This window comes from Bacteroides sp. AM54-2NS, assembly GCF_003602935.1.
Lineage (GTDB): Bacteria > Bacteroidota > Bacteroidia > Bacteroidales > Bacteroidaceae > Bacteroides > Bacteroides xylanisolvens.
This window is the reverse complement of sequence record NZ_QTMZ01000004.1, coordinates 182,053-200,226: the sequence shown is the minus strand read 5'-3', so window position 1 is coordinate 200,226 and position 18,174 is coordinate 182,053. Positions and strand designations below refer to the sequence as shown.

Sequence of the window (18,174 nt, the reverse complement as noted above, 5' to 3'; positions counted from 1 at the left end):
CAAATCATAAATCACAACGTGGCAACGATTGATATCATTATCCTTATTGTAATAGGCGCCGGAGCGGTGGTAGGCTTTGTAAAAGGCTTTATCCGCCAGTTGGCTTCTATTTTGGGGTTAATAGTCGGGCTGTTGGCGGCGAAAACTTTATATGCCTCTTTGGCGGAGAAACTTTGCCCGACAGTGACGGATTCGATGACAGTTGCGCAGGTGTTGGCTTTTATCATGATTTGGATTGCCGTGCCGTTGATTTTTGTACTGATAGCTTCGTTATTGACAAAAGCAATGCAGGCAATTTCGCTGAACTGGCTGAACCGCTGGTTAGGGAGTGGGCTGGGAGCACTTAAGTTTCTGTTGTTAACGAGTGTAGTGATCGGTGCGATAGAGTTTGTGGACAGCGATAATAAGTTAATTAGTGCAACAAAAAAGGAAGAATCTTTGTTATATTATCCGATGGAAACGTTTGCGGGGATCTTTTTCCCTGCTGCGAAGAATATGACGCAACAATATATATTAGAGAATAAAGATGCAACAAGAAGAACCCAATAAAATGAAACCCAATCAGAAAGACGAACTCGAAAAGAAGACTGATAATGAGTTTGTCCGGAAATTTGCGGAGGAGAAATATAAATACGGCTTCACCACAGAGGTGCATACAGACATCATTGAGCGTGGACTTAATGAAGATGTCATTCGTCTGATTTCATCGAAAAAAGACGAACCGGAGTGGTTGCTGGAGTTTCGCCTGAAAGCGTACCGCCACTGGCTGACGCTGGAGATGCCGACTTGGGCACATCTCCGTATCCCTGAAATTGACTATCAGTCGATTTCTTATTATGCCGATCCGACGAAGAAGAAAGAAGGACCGAAGAGCATGGAGGAAGTCGATCCTGAATTGATAAAGACGTTTAATAAACTGGGTATTCCTTTGGAGGAACAGATGGCTCTTAGCGGAATGGCGGTGGATGCCGTTATGGACTCTGTTTCCGTAAAGACTACCTTCAAGGAAACGCTGATGGAGAAAGGAATTATCTTCTGCTCGTTCAGTGAAGCCGTGCGGGAACATCCTGATTTGGTGAAGAAATATATGGGCTCGGTGGTAGGTTACCGGGATAATTTCTTTGCCGCGTTGAACTCCGCTGTCTTTTCTGACGGCTCTTTTGTGTATATTCCGAAAGGAGTACGTTGTCCGATGGAACTTTCCACCTATTTCCGTATCAATGCCCGTAACACGGGGCAGTTTGAACGTACGCTGATTGTGGCGGACGACGATTCATACGTTTCTTATCTGGAAGGATGTACAGCGCCGATGCGGGATGAAAATCAGTTGCATGCCGCTATCGTTGAGATAATCGTGCACGACCGCGCAGAGGTAAAATATAGTACTGTTCAGAACTGGTATCCGGGCGATGCGGAAGGTAAGGGCGGTGTATACAACTTTGTGACTAAACGTGGTAACTGCAAGGGAGTGGATAGTAAACTATCCTGGACACAAGTGGAAACCGGTTCGGCCATCACTTGGAAATACCCTTCCTGTATTCTGACAGGCGATAACTCGACCGCTGAATTCTATTCCGTAGCTGTAACGAACAACTATCAGCAGGCTGATACCGGAACGAAAATGATTCATCTGGGCAAGAACACCCGCAGTACGATTGTAAGTAAAGGTATCTCCGCCGGACATAGTGAGAACTCCTATCGTGGGTTGGTACGTGTGGCCGAGAAAGCGAATAATGCCCGCAATTATAGCCAGTGTGACTCTCTGTTGCTGGGAGATAAATGTGGTGCGCATACTTTCCCTTATATGGATATTCACAATGAAACGGCAGTGGTGGAACATGAAGCCACAACGAGCAAGATCAGTGAAGACCAAATATTCTATTGCAACCAGCGTGGTATTCCGACAGAAGACGCTATCGGGCTTATTGTGAACGGATATGCAAAAGAAGTATTGAATAAACTTCCGATGGAATTTGCGGTAGAAGCACAGAAGTTGCTTACTATCTCATTGGAAGGAAGCGTGGGGTGATTTACTAGTTGGCAATTTACGATTTACTATTTGGCTGCGCGCTTGTAGGAGGTAAATTGTCGGTAGTATAGGTTTTTAATAGTAAATAGTAAATGGAAAAATAGTACATATAATCATGTTAGAAATAAAAGACCTGCATGCCAGCATTAATGGCAAAGAGATATTGAAGGGTATTAACCTGACGGTGAATCCCGGTGAGGTGCACGCTATTATGGGGCCGAATGGCTCCGGTAAAAGTACGCTTTCTTCCGTATTGGTGGGAAATCCGGCTTTTGAGGTAACAAAAGGTTCGGTCACGTTTTATGGAAAGAACCTGTTGGAGTTGAGTCCTGAAGATCGTAGCCATGAAGGGATCTTTCTTAGTTTCCAGTATCCGGTAGAGATTCCGGGTGTGAGCATGGTCAACTTTATGCGTGCTGCTGTGAATGAGCAACGCAAATATAAAGGTCTGCCTGCGCTGACAGCCAGTGAGTTTCTGAAACTGATGCGTGAGAAACGTGCGGTGGTAGAGCTGGATAATAAGTTGGCTAACCGTTCGGTGAATGAAGGCTTTTCGGGTGGTGAAAAGAAACGGAATGAGATTTTCCAGATGGCCATGTTGGAACCGCGGTTGAGCATTCTTGATGAGACAGACTCCGGTTTGGATATTGATGCGCTCCGTATTGTTGCGGAAGGAGTGAACAAACTGAAAACTCCTGAAACAAGCACAATCGTTATTACTCACTACCAACGTTTGCTTGATTATATCAAACCTGATATTGTACATGTCCTTTATAAAGGTCGTATCGTAAAAACTGCCGGACCGGAACTTGCGCTGGAACTGGAAGAAAAAGGATATGATTGGATCAAGAAAGAAGTAGGAGAATAACAAATAATAAGTTATGATAGTTGAACAACAATATATAGACCTCTTCTCACAGACGGAAGCAATGATCTGCAAGCATAGCGCCGAAGTGCTGAATGCGCCTCGTGCAGCTGCATTTGCCGATTTTGAGCGGCTCGGATTTCCGACCCGTAAGATGGAGAAGTACAAATATACGGATGTGAGCAAGTATTTTGAACCGGATTATGGTTTAAACTTGAATCGTCTGGCTATTCCGGTCAATCCGTATGAAGTGTTTAAGTGCGATGTGCCGAATATGAGTACCGCTCTGTATTTTGTGGTAAATGACGCATTTTATAATAGAGCACTTCCTAAAGTCAATCTGCCGGAAGGTGTGATTTTCGGCAGCTTGAAAGAAGTGGCCGGACAGCATCCGGAATTGGTGAAGAAGTATTACGGTCAGTTGGCAGATACTTCCAAAGATGGGGTGACTGCTTTCAATACAGCTTTTGCGCAAGACGGCGTTGTATTTTATGTGCCGAAGAATGTAGTGGTAGAAAAACCGATCCAGCTGGTAAATATCCTGCGTGCAGATGTCAACTTCATGGTGAACCGCCGCGTACTAATCATCCTGGAGGATGGCGCGCAAGCCCGTCTGCTGATTTGTGACCATGCAATGGATAACGTGAACTTCCTGGCAACACAAGTGATTGAAGTATTTGCAGGTGAGAACACGGTATTCGATATGTATGAACTGGAAGAAACACATACAAGCACCGTTCGTATCAGTAACCTGTATGTAAAGCAGGAGGCAAACAGCAATGTATTGTTGAATGGAATGACTTTGCATAATGGTACTACCCGCAACACCACTGAAGTATTGTTGGCAGGAGAAGGAGCTGAGATAAACCTCTGTGGCATGGCAATTGCCGATAAGAACCAGCACGTAGACAATCATACAAGCATCGACCATGCCGTACCGAACTGCACCAGTAATGAGCTGTTTAAGTACGTACTCGACGATCAGTCGGTAGGTGCGTTTGCCGGACTGGTACTGGTGCGTCCCGATGCGCAACATACGAACTCCCAGCAAACTAACCGGAATCTTTGTGCTACGCGTGATGCGAGAATGTACACACAGCCTCAATTGGAAATTTACGCGGATGATGTGAAATGTTCGCATGGAGCAACGGTAGGCCAGTTGGATGAGGGTGCATTATTCTATATGCGTTCACGAGGTATTGCAGAGAAAGAAGCCCGTTTGTTATTGATGTTCGCATTTGTCAATGAAGTGATTGATACCATCCGTTTGGAGGCACTGAAAGATCGCCTGCATCTATTGGTAGAGAAACGTTTCCGTGGCGAGCTGAATAGATGTCAGGGCTGTGCCATTTGTAAGTAACCACTAATAATTAATAAACGTGGATATTCAAAAGATACGTGAGGATTTTCCGATATTGAGCCGTACGGTTTACGGTAAACCTTTGGTTTATTTCGACAACGGTGCGACGACGCAGAAACCCCGTCTGGTAGTTGATGCGTTGGTGGATGAATATTATTCCGTTAATGCCAATGTGCATCGCGGTGTGCATTATCTTTCGCAACAAGCTACGGAATTGCATGAGGCTTCCCGTGAAACGGTGCGTCAGTTTATTAACGCCCGTAGCACGAACGAAGTTGTCTTTACTCGCGGAACAACGGAAAGCATCAACCTGCTTGTTTCCAGCTTTGGTGACGAATTTATGGAAGAGGGGGATGAAGTGATTCTTTCCGTAATGGAACATCATAGTAACATCGTTCCCTGGCAACTGCTGGCTGCCCGAAAGGGAATTGCCATCAAAGTGATTCCAATGAATGACAAAGGCGAACTCTTGCTGGATGAATACGAAAAACTATTTTCCGAACGAACGAAAATAGTCAGCGTGGTTCATGTTTCGAATGTGCTGGGTACGGTGAATCCGGTGAAAGAAATGATTGCAACGGCTCATGCGCACGGCGTACCTTGCCTGATAGACGCTGCACAGTCTATCCCTCACATGAAAGTGGACGTACAGGAGTTGGATGCTGATTTTCTGGTGTTCTCTGCCCATAAAATATACGGTCCGACAGGTGTCGGAGTGCTTTATGGAAAAGAAGAGTGGTTAGACCGCCTTCCGCCTTATCAGGGAGGAGGAGAGATGATTCAGCATGTCTCTTTTGAGAAGACCACTTTCAACGAACTTCCTTTCAAGTTTGAAGCCGGTACGCCCGACTACATCGGAACTACCGGACTGGCAAAAGCCCTTGATTACGTGAATGGACATGGACTTGAGCAGATAGCAGCCCATGAGCATGAACTGACAACTTACGCTTTGCAACGGCTGAAAGAGATTCCCCAGATGCGTATATTCGGTGAAGCAGCCGAACGGGGAGCAGTCATCTCCTTCCTGGTAGGAGATATCCATCATTTCGACCTCGGAACGTTGCTGGATCGTTTGGGTATTGCCGTGAGGACGGGGCATCATTGTGCACAACCTCTCATGCAACGTCTTGGTATAGAAGGAACTGTACGGGCTTCGTTTGCCATGTACAATACGAAATCGGAAATAGATACATTGGTGGCGGGAATTGAACGCGTCAGCAAGATGTTCTAACAATATAAGCCGCTATTCCTGTGGGATGGCGGCTTTTTTTATTCTTTAACTAAAAAAAGATGCTTTCAAGTGCAGTGATTTGAACTTTTGTGCGTCTAATAGGTAAAGAAACAAAATGTTCATTGAATATTAGGAGGGTCGTGAGACCATGCTCATATTATATAAATTCTCTCTCTTTAACATTAATCGCAGCTATATCGTAAGAAATTACGGTGTAGCTGCAACTTTTTTAGGGGGAGTTGCGTCTAACTAAATACATATAACTTACAGATAACTAATAAAGAAAAAACTATGCTGATGACAACCACTCCCATCATTGAGGGAAAACGAATAGTGAAATATTATGGAATAGTTTCCGGAGAGACAATCATAGGTGCCAATGTATTCCGTGACTTGTTTGCAAGTATTCGGGATATTGTGGGTGGTCGTTCCGGTTCTTATGAAGAAGTGCTGCGTATGGCAAAAGATACAGCGTTGAAGGAAATGGAGGCACAAGCAGCTCAAATGGGAGCTAATGCCGTGATAGGTGTTGATTTGGATTATGAGACAGTTGGAGGTAGTGGCAGTATGCTGATGGTGACTGCTAACGGCACAGCCGTAAAGATTGAAGAGGATTAATTGATTATTGTTTTTTTTACTACAGAGAACACGGAAGACGCAGCGCATATACTTTGTTTAGTATCAATGGTATAAAACGCTGTGTCCTCCGTACTTCTGTGGTGAATATTATTCGGCAGTCAGTTCAATCACACGGCTGAAAGCCTGATTGGTAGTGAAAGCATTGATTCCTACTTTCATCAGATAATCTCCTGAATAAGTCTTCTCATTGGCAGCAAGATTCGATTTAGAATTCGGCATCAGGTTGATTTCTTTCACCTTATACATTTTCTTTGCATCCAGTCCCTGAAGTTTAACCGGGAGCAGCTTCTCACCGAAACGTGGGTGGATATCGTAGGTATAAAGCACTGCTTTGTTCTTGTCCGGTGCGGCGTACATGACAGACATGTGATTACCATCGTATGGAGAAACCAGTCTGTACTGGTCACCATCCAGAATCACTTTCTTCAGACGCGTCCAGTTGGCAACTGCGTTTTGGCAAAAAGTCTGTTCGTCCGCATTCAGCTCTTTCAGTCCGAGGTCGAAGCCCAGTTTACACATACTTGCTACATCGGTACGGAATTTCACGCTTGTCTTCTTGTTCCAGCTGGTTACGTGTGCGTCCATTGCTTTGGCAGGGAAGATTTGTGAGAATCCCCATTGGATAAACAGACGCTCTATCGGGTCTGTATTGTCACTGCACCAGAATTCTGTGAAGTATTTCAATGCTTCGTAGTCGCAACGGGCGCCACCGCCGGAGCAAAGCATCATCGGTACGTTCGGATATTTGTCTTTGATACGTTCCAATACATTATATATACCACGTACATGGTCGATATAAAGTTGTCCTTGTTTATTCTTCAAATAGGGAGAATAAATATTTGTGATGGGAGAGTTGCAGTCCCATTTAAAGAAAGCCACTTCCGGGTTCGCTGTCAGGATGTTATCCACTACGCCAAACACAAAATCCTGTACTTTCGGATTGCTAAGATCGAGCACCAGTTGGTTACGGTAATAGTATGTTTCGCGATTGGGCAGTGTGATAGCCCAGTCAGGATGCTTCTCGAACAATTCACTTTTGGGGTTTATCATCTCCGGTTCGATCCAGATACCGAATTTCACTCCGGCTTCTTTGGCAGACTTCACGAGTGCGGGAATACCGCCCGGCAGTTTGGATTTCATCACTTCCCAGTCGCCCAGTCCGGCATTGTCGCTGTTGCGCGGATGCTTGTTGCCGAACCAGCCATCATCCAACAAGAACATATCTACACCCAGATGTTTGGCTTCTTTCATCAGTTCGGCAAGCAGTTTCTCATCGAATTTGAAGTACGTATTTTCCCAGTTATTCAATAAAGTCATGCGGTCGCCTTGTCCGTCTTTCAGTTGGTGGTTGCGTGCCCATGCGTGGAGGTTGCGGCTGGCTTCGCCCGTACCGTTGTTGCTGAAAGTAAAGATGAATTCGGGAGTGGTAAATACTTCGTTCGGTTTTAGTTCATAATCAGATGCATACGGGTTGATGGCGGGGATGACGCGGAGGTTGCCTACGTTGTCCACTTCAAAGGTAAACTGGAAGTTGCCTGTCCATCCGATAGTCCCTAGCATGGCACGTCCTTGTGTTTCCTGTGCCGGTTGTTCAAAACCAAGTTCGAAGAACGGGTGGGTATGCATGGCGGCACGGCTTCCCAGTTTGGTGTCGATCACCTTTTTGCCGAACAATAGAGGTTGTGTGCTCATTTGTGCTTCTTTAGCCCAGTCGCTGCTGAATTCAGTCAGATAATACTCGTTTCCCGAGAAATAAAGCATGGTCGAAGCGTAACGCCAGATGGTGACAGGTTTCTTTTCAGCATGTTTGATTTCACTCCACGTCTTGATGACGTTTTCTTTCGGATAAGCGATGTAATGCAGCGTGACTTCCACCGGGTACTGATCGTCTTTCAGTTGGATGACTGTCTCCGTGCCGCCTGCCACTGCTTTTTGTTCGGAAGATACATAACGGAGAATCGTGCTTGGGTTTCCATCATTGTGCGTGATTGCTACAGCCGGTTCAAAATAATCCTCGGCGCCGGAGCCGGATATACTTCCCATCCACGGGTGGATACGCTGCCGTCACTGCCTCCTTTCACGTATGGAGAAAAGTTGTTGATGTCTTTCTCGTTCAGCAACTTATCGCCCAGATAAGCCTGATAAAGTCGTCCGTTGGGAGCTACTTGGAGAATTAGGTCTGTGTTGTCCGTTGCGATGCGGATAACGTTCTTTTCCTGGGCGTCCATTTGTGCCAGGGTAAACAATGCCGTAAGTAATACGAAAAGTTTCTTCATGGTTTTTTAATAATTAATTAGGTATTAGTTAGTTTGTGGGCATATAATGCCACAAAGATAGTTATAATTCGTTTGGTATGAACTAGAATTTGATGCTTGCGCTAAATTCTACGGTGAATGGGCGTAAATAGTTTCCACTCATATAATTTCCGGCGTATTGGACAGCTTCTTCTTTCGTAATCAGTTCCGAACCGTTGATGGTTCCGCTGGCTCCTTTCTGATTCAGGAAGTTGATGACTGTTGCCCCCAGAGACAGGTGCTTGTTTACGTTTCAGTTGATTCCTCCGAACGTTTCCCAGCGCCCGTTGAAGTAGAGCGCTTCCTGAAGATTGGCGTACGTCTTGCCGAAATAGCGGAAACTAAGCTAGAGGCGTAAGTCTTTCGTGATGTTGTAGCTTGGGTCGAGTTCGACAAGTATCTGCGGGATCTCTTTTACGATCATTCCGTTGGCATTGACCGACCTTTCCTCACTCGATTTTATCCGTATCATCCGGCTAAAACATGCTGCGGAATTGTTGCAGGAGGGAGAACTGCGCACCAATGAAATTTGTGACAGGGTAGAATTTCAGTCACCTTCTTACTTCGCCAAAGTATTTCAGAAACAGTTTAAAGTTACTTCTACGGAGTTTGCCCAGCAGAATAAGTAGAGAATGGCATATAGTTAGTTGTTATTGACTATTGTTCGTTATCTCTTTGTTTGAATTTGAACTGAAATTAGTTCATTTCTATACGGAAATAACTCCCAATACTATTGCTGGCAATAACTCGTCAGTATGCAGCTTTTATTTCTTTCTCTTGCTTATATTATTTTTTCAATTGCCTAAGGAGTTTTCGTTTGACTATAGTTGAACGAACGCTTGACATATGTTGAACTATCGCTTGACTATAGTCAAACGAAAATTTGTTAGGCAATGAAATAACTATTAATAGGTAAACGCTTGCTTAAAAATAACTAATAAAATCATTAGTGGCAATTGATCCCAAACTAGGCAATTTCTGGTTAAATGGGAATTTAATTCAGACAGAAGAACATAAGAACAAAAAAATAAAATAGCAGTTCAATAAGCAACAGAAATAATTTTCAAAGCGCAGCTTTATGTTCTTTTGTTCTTATGTCTAAAAAGAACTACCATCTGCTCATTTGTCCAAAGAGACGTATAAAAAATAGAATGATTCAACTCTGTAAATTCTTTCTTTTTTACTTGCTTATTTCGATTGATTTCCATACTTTTAGCCTCCGTAATCCTTTAAAAATTGACCCTATGGACAACATTCTTTTCTGGCTCGTTCCAGTCGCTTCCGTGTTAGCCCTCTGCTTTGCTTATTACTTTCATAAGCAAATGATGAAAGAGGGTGAAGGTACACCCCAAATGATAAAAATAGCTGCTGCTGTGCGCAAAGGAGCTATGTCTTATCTAAAGCAACAATACAAAATAGTAGGTTGGGTATTCTTGGGGCTGGTTATTTTGTTTTCAATTATGGCATACGGCTTTCATGTACAGAATGCCTGGGTTCCCATTGCTTTCCTTACAGGTGGATTCTTCTCCGGGCTTTCCGGATTTTTGGGGATGAAGACGGCAACATACGCGTCCGCTCGTACCGCTAATGCTGCCCGTACTTCTCTGAATGCAGGATTAAGAATTGCTTTCCGAAGTGGTGCCGTGATGGGACTGGTGGTCGTTGGCCTGGGACTGCTCGATATATCTTTTTGGTATCTGTTGCTGAATGCAGTGATTCCTGCTGATGCACTGACACCTACTCATAAACTCTGTGTAATCACTACCACCATGCTGACATTTGGTATGGGAGCTTCTACCCAGGCGCTCTTTGCTCGTGTAGGCGGTGGTATCTATACAAAGGCAGCCGATGTCGGAGCCGACTTGGTAGGCAAAGTAGAAGCCGGAATCCCGGAAGATGACCCTCGTAATCCTGCCACTATTGCCGATAATGTGGGCGATAATGTAGGCGACGTGGCCGGTATGGGAGCCGATTTATACGAATCTTACTGTGGCTCGATTCTGGCAACAGCCGCACTGGGTGCTGCTGCTTTTATCCATTCGGCAGATACAGTGATGCAATTCAAGGCAGTGATCGCCCCGATGCTGATCGCGGCTGTTGGTATTATCCTTTCTATTATAGGTATATTTGCTGTCCGTACCAAGGAGAATGCGACTATGAAGGACCTGCTCGGTTCGTTGGCTTTCGGCACGAATCTTAGTTCCGTATTAATTGTTGCTGCTACATTCCTTATTCTGTGGCTTCTGCAACTTGATAACTGGATTTGGATTTCTTGTGCCGTAGTAGTCGGACTGGTGGTAGGTATTATCATCGGACGTTCTACGGAATATTATACTTCCCAATCCTATCGCCCTACCCAGAAACTAAGTGAAAGCGGTAAGACCGGACCCGCCACCGTAATTATCTCCGGTATCGGTTTAGGTATGCTTTCTACGGCTATTCCGGTAATTGCAGTCGTGATTGGTATCATTGCTTCCTATCTGTTGGCTTCCGCCGGCGATTTTGCCAATGTCGGTATGGGACTGTATGGAATCGGTATTGCGGCTGTCGGCATGCTTTCTACTTTAGGTATCACTCTGGCAACGGATGCTTACGGCCCGATTGCGGATAATGCAGGAGGTAACGCAGAAATGTCCGGCTTGGGTGCCGAAGTCCGCAAACGTACCGATGCGCTCGATTCATTGGGGAATACGACTGCTGCCACCGGAAAAGGTTTTGCAATCGGTTCCGCTGCATTGACAGGGTTGGCTTTGCTGGCTTCTTATATTGAAGAAATCCGAATCGGCCTGACACGGCTTGGTAATGTAGATTTGACCTTTGCGGATGGTAGTTCCATCAGTGTGGCGAATGCTACTTTTATCGACTTCATGGATTATTATGAAGTACATCTGATGAATCCGAAAGTTCTTTCGGGTATGTTCCTCGGTTCCATGATGGCTTTCCTGTTCTGTGGATTGACAATGAATGCCGTAGGACGTGCAGCAGGGCACATGGTAGATGAAGTACGTCGCCAATTCCGTGAAATAAAGGGTATTTTGACAGGAGAAGCGGAGCCGGATTACGAACGTTGTGTTGCAATATCAACAAAAGGTGCGCAACGTGAAATGGTTGTGCCTTCCTTAATCGCTATTATTGCCCCTATCCTTACAGGTCTTATTTTCGGTGTTCCCGGTGTGCTCGGTTTGCTGATTGGTGGCTTGAGCAGTGGCTTCGTACTGGCAATCTTCATGGCTAATGCCGGTGGTGCATGGGATAATGCAAAGAAATATGTAGAAGAAGGAAACTTTGGAGGAAAAGGCGGTGAAGTTCATAAAGCAACCGTAGTAGGAGATACCGTGGGCGATCCGTTTAAAGATACATCCGGGCCGAGCTTGAATATCTTAATAAAGCTAATGAGCATGGTAGCCATTGTAATGGCAGGGCTTACTGTTGCTTGGAGTTTATTCTAAAAAAAGCAGGAAAGAAGTAAGAAAAAGGAGGCAAAACAAGTCTCCTTTTTTAATTTGAATTACCTTTGTGTCAAAATAGAAGCGATAAATATGTTATTACCTTATTTGAACGAGAATCTGATTGAAGCCGGATGTGATGAGGCCGGTCGTGGATGTTTGGCGGGAGCAGTATACGCTGCTGCGGTTATTCTTCCGAAAGATTTTAAGAATGAACTGTTGAATGATTCCAAGCAACTGTCGGAAAAGCAACGTTATGCACTACGTGAGGTAATAGAGAAGGAAGCGATAGCCTGGGCGGTTGGCGTCGTGTCACCGGAAGAAATTGATGAAATAAATATCCTGCGGGCTTCTTTCTTAGCTATGCATCGTGCAGTGGATCAACTGACTACCCGCCCACAGCATTTACTAATCGACGGAAACCGTTTCACTAAATATCCCGGCATCCCCCATACCACGGTAGTGAAAGGCGACGGGAAATATCTTTCAATAGCTGCGGCTTCTATTTTAGCCAAGACATACAGAGATGATTATATGAACCGTCTCCACGAAGAGTTTCCTTATTATGACTGGGATCACAATAAAGGCTACCCAACTAAAAAACATCGCGCCGCCATTGCCGAACATGGAACCACTCCTTACCATCGAATGACGTTCAATCTATTAGGAGATGGACAGCTAACTTTGAACTTCTAAAGTCACTTTGTTTCATTTTGCACATATTTTCTACATTTTTTTGCAAAATAAGCACGATTTTGTTACGGATAACCCTAAGATTGTTCTGTTTAGGCTAAAAAAGTGTTGTCTAGTGCTTTTATTTGTTATTGAAATGCTATATCTTTGCAAACAATAATAAGAATTAAAAAGTTTAAAATCATGGCAACGAACAAACTATTGTGGTCTTCTAAAATTATTGGGGTATTTTTTATGATGTTGGTTTGCACTCTTTCTGCAAATGCACAGTTTTTACGTACTTCTTATTTCATGGAAGGTACTCATTATCGTCAACAACTAAATCCGGCTTTAACACCGACGAAAGGTTATTTCAACCTTCCGGTAATTGGTGCAGTTAATGCAACTGTTGGTTCTACTTCATTAGGTTATCAAGATATCATTGATATCATTGATGATGGTGACGATTTCTATACTAAACCAGATTTTATGAATCGTCTGAAAGATAATAATAAGCTGAATGTGAATTTCAGTACGGAAATTCTTTCTGCAGGATGGTATAAAGGTAAAAACTTCTGGTCATTCAATATCGGTCTGCGTACAGATATCGGTGCTAACTTGACAAAATCTATGTTTACCTTCTTGAATGAGATGGATGGAATAGAAGATAATTGGAGAAATAGTAACTATGATATTAGCAATCAACAACTGAATATAAATGCTTACGCTGAAGTTGGCTTAGGACTTTCACGTCAAATCAATAGTCGTTTGACGGTGGGTGCTAGAGTGAAAGCTTTGCTGGGTATTGGTAATATGGATTTGAAACTTAATAATGTGGCAATGAACGCTAGTTTGCCTAGTGATGCTCGTATTAGTCAATTACAGGATCCTGCATATTTATCAGGTTTGGGTGTTGACGATATAACGAAGTTAAGAAGTGAAATTGAGAGCTACCATGCTAATCTGGCAGTAGATGCTCATTTGGAAAGTTCTTTCAAGGGGTTGAATTTGAAAAAGGAAGATGGACAAGACTATATTAGTGATTTCGAATTTGAGAGTAAAGATATGGGAATCGCAGGTTACGGTTTTGGTATTGACTTGGGAGCATCTTATAAGATTATGGATAATCTGACTGTATCTGCTTCTATTTTGGACTTGGGATTTATATCATGGTCGAAAAGTAGCACTCAAATAGCTAATGCTAAAGCATCAGGTATTGATATGAAGGGAAGTGACTATACATCAGGTATTGATCCTAGTGATATTCCTGGAAGTATTACTGCTATTGAAAATAACATAAAGAATTTGCAGACGGATGCCAATGGATATATGGAACGTGTTAGTGGCGGTGACGTACTTGACTATGAAATGTTGCAACTTAGAACGGAAGAAGCAAGCAAGTCTCGCAAGTCTCGTCTGGCTTCTACATTAGTAATAGGTGCAGAATACGGATTTTTCAATAACAAACTGGCTGTTGGCGCATTGTCTACAACTCGTTTTGTGCAACCCGATGCACTTACTGAATTAACATTCTCTGCAAACTACCGTCCGAAAAGTTGGTTCAATGTAGCACTTAGTTATTCAGTTATCCAGTCAGCCGGTAAATCTTTCGGTTTGGGTCTGAAGTTAGGTCCTCTGTTTGTCGGAACTGACTATATGTTCTTAGGAAAGAACTCTAACTCTGTTAATGGATTCGTTGGGGTATCTATTCCGTTAGGTGGAAGAAAAGCAAATAAAGAAGGATAAATATTTTAATTTCTCTCTAAACATTCTCTTTTAATTAATTCTCTATAGAATAAAAAACGTATAATTACAGCTTACCGTCATAAAGAATCCTTATAAAGGGTCATAGATGGTAAGCTGTTTTTTTATGTTCCTCCTTTTAGAACCACTTAATCTTCCGGAATATTACAAACGCAAGCGTTGACAATCCGATGGAAAAGAGCACAATCAAAGAGAAAGCAAAGGGCACTTCTTCCAGGTGAATATCCACATTCATGCCATAGAAACTGGCAATCAATGTCGGAAGCATCAGGACGATGGAGAGGCTTGTCATACGTTTCATGATCGTATTCACATTATTGGAGATAATAGAGGCAAAAGCATCCATTGTCCCTGTGAGGATATCACTGTAAATATTCACCGTATTGAGCGCCTGTTTCAGCTCGATAATTACATCTTCCACTAATTCAGTGTCCAGATAATCCGTATCCTGAAAAATAGTCCTTAACTTACCGATCATCACTTCATTTCCACGGATGGAAGTATTGAAGTAGACAAGTGTTTTTTGCAGTCTCATCAAGCGAAGCAAATCCTCGTTACGGATACTCCGTTCCAATTCCTTTTCTGCGGCACTGATGTCTATGTTTATCTGCTTTAGATATTTCAGGAACCACACGGCAGAAGAATAGATTAACCGGAAAATCAGATCCAGCTTGTTGCGTACAACGATCCCTTTTCGACGGGTATGCTCTATGAAATCCGGTAACAAATCCGTGTTGTGATAACAGACGGACACAATAATCTCGTTATTAGTGATAATTCCAATCGGTACGGTGTCGAAAGGCAGACTGCCATTCTGTTTGTTCACTACCGGGATACGAAGAATCGTCAACAACCAGTTGCCTTCCGTATCCGTACGCGGACGTTCGTCCGTGTCGGCTATATCGTTCAGAAATGATTCGGGTACGTTGAGAGTTTGAGTTAGAAATTCAAAGTCATCATTGTTTGGGCATACTACATTTACCCAGCTGTTGGGAAGCCATTGTGCTTTTTCCACAAAGCCAGCCTCACAATAAAGATACGTTCTCATCTTATTGCCTCCTTTCGTTTGTTTGACACGAGCAGAGGCATCAGTCTTCAATGGCTCTGTTCGCTTTAATTAATACTAGTTGTGCACGTTCGCGGGTTTGAATCGTCCATATTTCTATGATTTTAATTTAAAAGCGAGGCAAAGGTACGGAAAAATGAAGTAAGTTCCGCCTTTTGTATCCTGTTTTTCGATAAACATGTTGAAAGTTGTTTTACAAAGTAAGAAAAAGACCCATAGCCTGATACACTTCTGCCCTGTAACTTAACATAGATTAAACGTTTACGTAACCATCTTTTTTGTACCTTTGCGCCCGAAAATCAGTGTGATAATTTAAATATTAAAATATTATGAGTAAGAAAGCCCTTTTAATGATCCTCGATGGTTGGGGATTAGGTGACCAAAAGAAAGACGACGTAATCTTCAACACTCCCACTCCTTATTGGGATTATCTGATGAGTACTTATCCTCACTCTCAACTTCAGGCAAGCGGTGAAAACGTAGGTTTGCCCGACGGACAGATGGGTAACTCGGAAGTAGGTCACTTGAATATCGGTGCCGGACGCGTGGTTTATCAGGACTTGGTGAAAATCAATCGTGCATGTGCGGACAACAGCATCATGAAAAATCCTGAAATCGTTTCTGCCTTCTCTTATGCAAAAGAAAACGGAAAGAATATTCACTTTATGGGGCTGACTTCTAACGGTGGTGTACACAGCTCACTCGTTCATCTCTTCAAACTTTGCGATATCGCAAAAGAATACAACATCAACAATACATTTATCCACTGCTTCATGGATGGTCGTGATACTGACCCGAAGAGTGGTAAAGGCTTTATCGAAGAACTTTCTGCACACTGCGAGAAATCAGCAGGAAAGATTGCTTCTATCATCGGCCGTTATTATGCAATGGACCGTGACAAGCGTTGGGAACGTGTAAAAGAAGCATACGACCTGCTCGTAAACGGTGTAGGCAAGAAAGCTACTGATATGGTTCAGGCAATGCAGGAATCTTACGACGAAGGCGTGACAGACGAATTCATCAAACCGATTGTAAACGCTAACTGCGACGGAACAATCAAAGAGGGTGATGTAGTGATCTTCTTCAACTACCGTAACGACCGTGCCAAAGAGTTGACTGTCGTACTGACTCAACAAGATATGCCGGAAGTTGGCATGCATACTATCCCGGGGCTGCAATATTACTGTATGACTCCGTATGATGCATCTTTCAAGGGCGTTCATATCCTGTTCGACAAAGAAAACGTGTCCAACACATTGGGCGAATATCTTGCTTCCAAAGGCTTGAGCCAACTTCATATCGCTGAAACGGAAAAGTATGCTCACGTAACATTCTTCTTCAACGGTGGACGTGAAACTCCGTTCGATAAAGAAGAACGTATCCTTGTTCCTTCTCCAAAAGTTGCTACTTATGACTTGAAGCCGGAAATGAGCGCTTTTGAAGTAAAAGATAAACTGGTAGCTGCCATCAACGAGAACAAATATGATTTCATTGTAGTGAATTTTGCTAATGGTGACATGGTTGGTCATACCGGTATTTACGAAGCAATCGAGAAAGCAGTTGTTGCTGTAGACGCTTGTGTGAAAGATGTAATCGAAGCCGCTAAAGCACAAGATTATGAAGCAATTATCATTGCCGATCATGGTAATGCTGACCATGCTTTGAACGAAGACGGTACTCCGAACACTGCTCACTCTTTGAACCCTGTTCCTTGTGTTTACGTGACAGAGAACAAGGCTGCGAAAGTAGAAGATGGTCGTTTGGCAGATGTTGCTCCAACAATTCTGAAGATTATGGGGCTGGCTGCTCCGGCTGAAATGGACGGAAACGTTTTGATTAAGTAATTTAGATTTCTATAATTGGGAGGGCGGAGTTCTACTCCGCCCTTTTTGTCTCACATAAGGTTTAAAATGATACAAATAGGTGATGTAGTAGTGTCTCTTGATGTATTTCAGGAGAAGTTCCTTTGCGATTTGGGCGCCTGCAAGGGGGCTTGTTGTATTGAAGGTGATGCCGGTGCTCCGGTAGAGCTGGACGAGGTGATGGAGTTGGAAGAAGTTTTGCCGATTATTTGGGATGAACTGGCTCCGGAAGCACGTGCGGTGATTGAAAAGCAAGGAGTAGTATATACGGATGAGGAAGGTGATCTAGTGACTTCTATTGTTAATAATAAAGACTGTGTGTTTACCTGCTACGATGAGAAAGGCTGTTGCTACTGTGCTATTGAGAAGGCTTATCGGGAGGGGAAAACAGACTTCTATAAACCGGTGTCCTGTCATCTTTATCCTATCCGGATCGGCGATTACGGGCCCTATAAAGCGGTGAATTATAATCGTTGGGACGTATGCAAAGCAGCAGTTTTGCTGGGGAAAAAAGAGAATCTTCCCGTATATCAGTTTTTGAAAGAACCTTTAATCCGTAAGTTCGGTGAAGAATGGTACAAAGAGCTGGTTACTGTTGCTGAAGAGCTGAAAAAGCAACAATATATTTAAATTCTCTTCCGGTTCTTGCGTATGCAATATAGCTGATAGAGCAAAATGCACAATGCGATTATGATTCCGCATGCCGGCATAACCCATGCTTCCGGATGGATAATAATCAAGAAGATACAAGTCGCGATCACGCAGGAAGTCAGTACAATAAGAAACAACCTGATCTTTGCAAATAACGGATTGGGCGCAGTAGTTTTCATTTTCATAGTTATGTTTTCTTTGCTTTTTATGCAAGATAGTGATTTTGTATGGAAAACGTTTCTGCTGTTAGGTTTTATTAAGAGATGGGCGGTTGAACGATTCGAACATGAAAGCC

Annotated in this window: 13 protein-coding genes and 2 pseudogenes; 12 read left to right on the top strand and 3 right to left on the bottom strand. The window is 43.3% G+C overall.

Annotation, left to right across the window (positions count from 1 at the left end):
- Positions 1-18: 18 nt before the first annotated feature.
- The 6 genes from DXA05_RS04105 to DXA05_RS04080 all read left to right on the top strand — a co-directional run bounded on the left by DXA05_RS04105 (position 19) and on the right by DXA05_RS04080 (position 6,103).
- The gene (locus DXA05_RS04105) at positions 19-549 is read left to right on the top strand and encodes a CvpA family protein (protein ID WP_004315413.1); all 531 of its coding nucleotides are present in this window, start codon (positions 19-21) and stop codon (positions 547-549) included.
- Between the two features lies 1 nt (position 550).
- Entirely contained in the window at positions 551-2,029 is a 1,479-nt protein-coding gene (gene sufB / locus DXA05_RS04100) for a Fe-S cluster assembly protein SufB (RefSeq protein ID WP_128858813.1), read from the top strand.
- Positions 2,030-2,144: 115 nt separating this feature from the next.
- The gene (sufC, locus tag DXA05_RS04095) at positions 2,145-2,897 is read left to right on the top strand and encodes a Fe-S cluster assembly ATPase SufC (RefSeq protein WP_004307398.1); all 753 of its coding nucleotides are present in this window, start codon (positions 2,145-2,147) and stop codon (positions 2,895-2,897) included.
- Between the two features lie 13 nt (positions 2,898-2,910).
- Entirely contained in the window at positions 2,911-4,254 is a 1,344-nt protein-coding gene (gene sufD / locus DXA05_RS04090) for a Fe-S cluster assembly protein SufD (protein ID WP_004309459.1), read from the top strand.
- 19 nt (positions 4,255-4,273) lie between these two features.
- Entirely contained in the window at positions 4,274-5,485 is a 1,212-nt protein-coding gene (locus tag DXA05_RS04085) for a cysteine desulfurase (protein WP_004309460.1), read from the top strand.
- 291 nt (positions 5,486-5,776) lie between these two features.
- A complete protein-coding gene (locus tag DXA05_RS04080) occupies positions 5,777-6,103 on the top strand; it encodes a heavy metal-binding domain-containing protein (protein WP_004315412.1) in 327 nt (108 codons plus the stop codon).
- A gap of 108 nt (positions 6,104-6,211) precedes the next feature.
- Here DXA05_RS04080 and DXA05_RS04075 read toward each other — a convergent pair.
- Positions 6,212-8,400 (bottom strand): annotated as a pseudogene (locus DXA05_RS04075) (alpha-galactosidase).
- A gap of 82 nt (positions 8,401-8,482) precedes the next feature.
- Positions 8,483-8,857 (bottom strand): annotated as a pseudogene (locus tag DXA05_RS04070) (TonB-dependent receptor); the annotation flags it as partial.
- On the opposite strand from DXA05_RS04070, the gene DXA05_RS04065 reads away from it, so the two are divergent.
- The 4 genes from DXA05_RS04065 to DXA05_RS04050 all read left to right on the top strand — a co-directional run bounded on the left by DXA05_RS04065 (position 8,847) and on the right by DXA05_RS04050 (position 14,282).
- Positions 8,847-9,047 (top strand): helix-turn-helix domain-containing protein, encoded by a 201-nt coding sequence (locus DXA05_RS04065; protein ID WP_004309462.1) that lies wholly within the window; start codon positions 8,847-8,849, stop codon positions 9,045-9,047. The pseudogene DXA05_RS04070 and the gene DXA05_RS04065 overlap by 11 nt on opposite strands.
- Before the next feature lie 615 nt (positions 9,048-9,662).
- Positions 9,663-11,867, top strand: coding sequence for a sodium-translocating pyrophosphatase (locus DXA05_RS04060; protein WP_128858812.1), 2,205 nt, complete (start codon positions 9,663-9,665; stop codon positions 11,865-11,867).
- Between the two features lie 90 nt (positions 11,868-11,957).
- Positions 11,958-12,560, top strand: a complete 603-nt coding sequence (locus DXA05_RS04055) for a ribonuclease HII (protein ID WP_128858811.1) — start codon at positions 11,958-11,960, stop codon at positions 12,558-12,560.
- Between the two features lie 180 nt (positions 12,561-12,740).
- Positions 12,741-14,282 (top strand): DUF5723 family protein, encoded by a 1,542-nt coding sequence (locus DXA05_RS04050; RefSeq protein ID WP_004309465.1) that lies wholly within the window; start codon positions 12,741-12,743, stop codon positions 14,280-14,282.
- Positions 14,283-14,418: 136 nt separating this feature from the next.
- Here DXA05_RS04050 and DXA05_RS04045 read toward each other — a convergent pair whose 3' ends face one another.
- Positions 14,419-15,348: a magnesium transporter CorA family protein gene (locus tag DXA05_RS04045; RefSeq protein ID WP_008770430.1), complete on the bottom strand. Its 930-nt coding sequence runs from the start codon at positions 15,346-15,348 to the stop codon at positions 14,419-14,421.
- 347 nt (positions 15,349-15,695) lie between these two features.
- Between DXA05_RS04045 and gpmI the strand changes: the two genes are divergently transcribed.
- Together gpmI and DXA05_RS04035 are read left to right on the top strand one after the other, a co-directional pair.
- The gene (gpmI, locus tag DXA05_RS04040; protein WP_074706950.1) at positions 15,696-17,210 is read left to right on the top strand and encodes a 2,3-bisphosphoglycerate-independent phosphoglycerate mutase; all 1,515 of its coding nucleotides are present in this window, start codon (positions 15,696-15,698) and stop codon (positions 17,208-17,210) included.
- A gap of 66 nt (positions 17,211-17,276) precedes the next feature.
- Positions 17,277-17,858, top strand: coding sequence for a DUF3109 family protein (locus DXA05_RS04035; RefSeq protein ID WP_074706947.1), 582 nt, complete (start codon positions 17,277-17,279; stop codon positions 17,856-17,858).
- The last annotated feature ends 316 nt before the right edge of the window (positions 17,859-18,174 follow it).

Coding starts and splice junctions, on each gene's coding strand:
- DXA05_RS04050 (WP_004309465.1), top strand. CDS start 12,741: ATGGCAACGAACAAACTATTGTGGTCTTCTAAAATTATTGGGGTATTT.
- DXA05_RS04080 (WP_004315412.1), top strand. CDS start 5,777: ATGCTGATGACAACCACTCCCATCATTGAGGGAAAACGAATAGTGAAA.
- gpmI (WP_074706950.1), top strand. CDS start 15,696: ATGAGTAAGAAAGCCCTTTTAATGATCCTCGATGGTTGGGGATTAGGT.
- sufC (WP_004307398.1), top strand. CDS start 2,145: ATGTTAGAAATAAAAGACCTGCATGCCAGCATTAATGGCAAAGAGATA.
- DXA05_RS04055 (WP_128858811.1), top strand. CDS start 11,958: ATGTTATTACCTTATTTGAACGAGAATCTGATTGAAGCCGGATGTGAT.
- DXA05_RS04045 (WP_008770430.1), bottom strand. CDS start 15,348: ATGAGAACGTATCTTTATTGTGAGGCTGGCTTTGTGGAAAAAGCACAA.
- sufD (WP_004309459.1), top strand. CDS start 2,911: ATGATAGTTGAACAACAATATATAGACCTCTTCTCACAGACGGAAGCA.
- sufB (WP_128858813.1), top strand. CDS start 551: ATGAAACCCAATCAGAAAGACGAACTCGAAAAGAAGACTGATAATGAG.
- DXA05_RS04035 (WP_074706947.1), top strand. CDS start 17,277: ATGATACAAATAGGTGATGTAGTAGTGTCTCTTGATGTATTTCAGGAG.
- DXA05_RS04060 (WP_128858812.1), top strand. CDS start 9,663: ATGGACAACATTCTTTTCTGGCTCGTTCCAGTCGCTTCCGTGTTAGCC.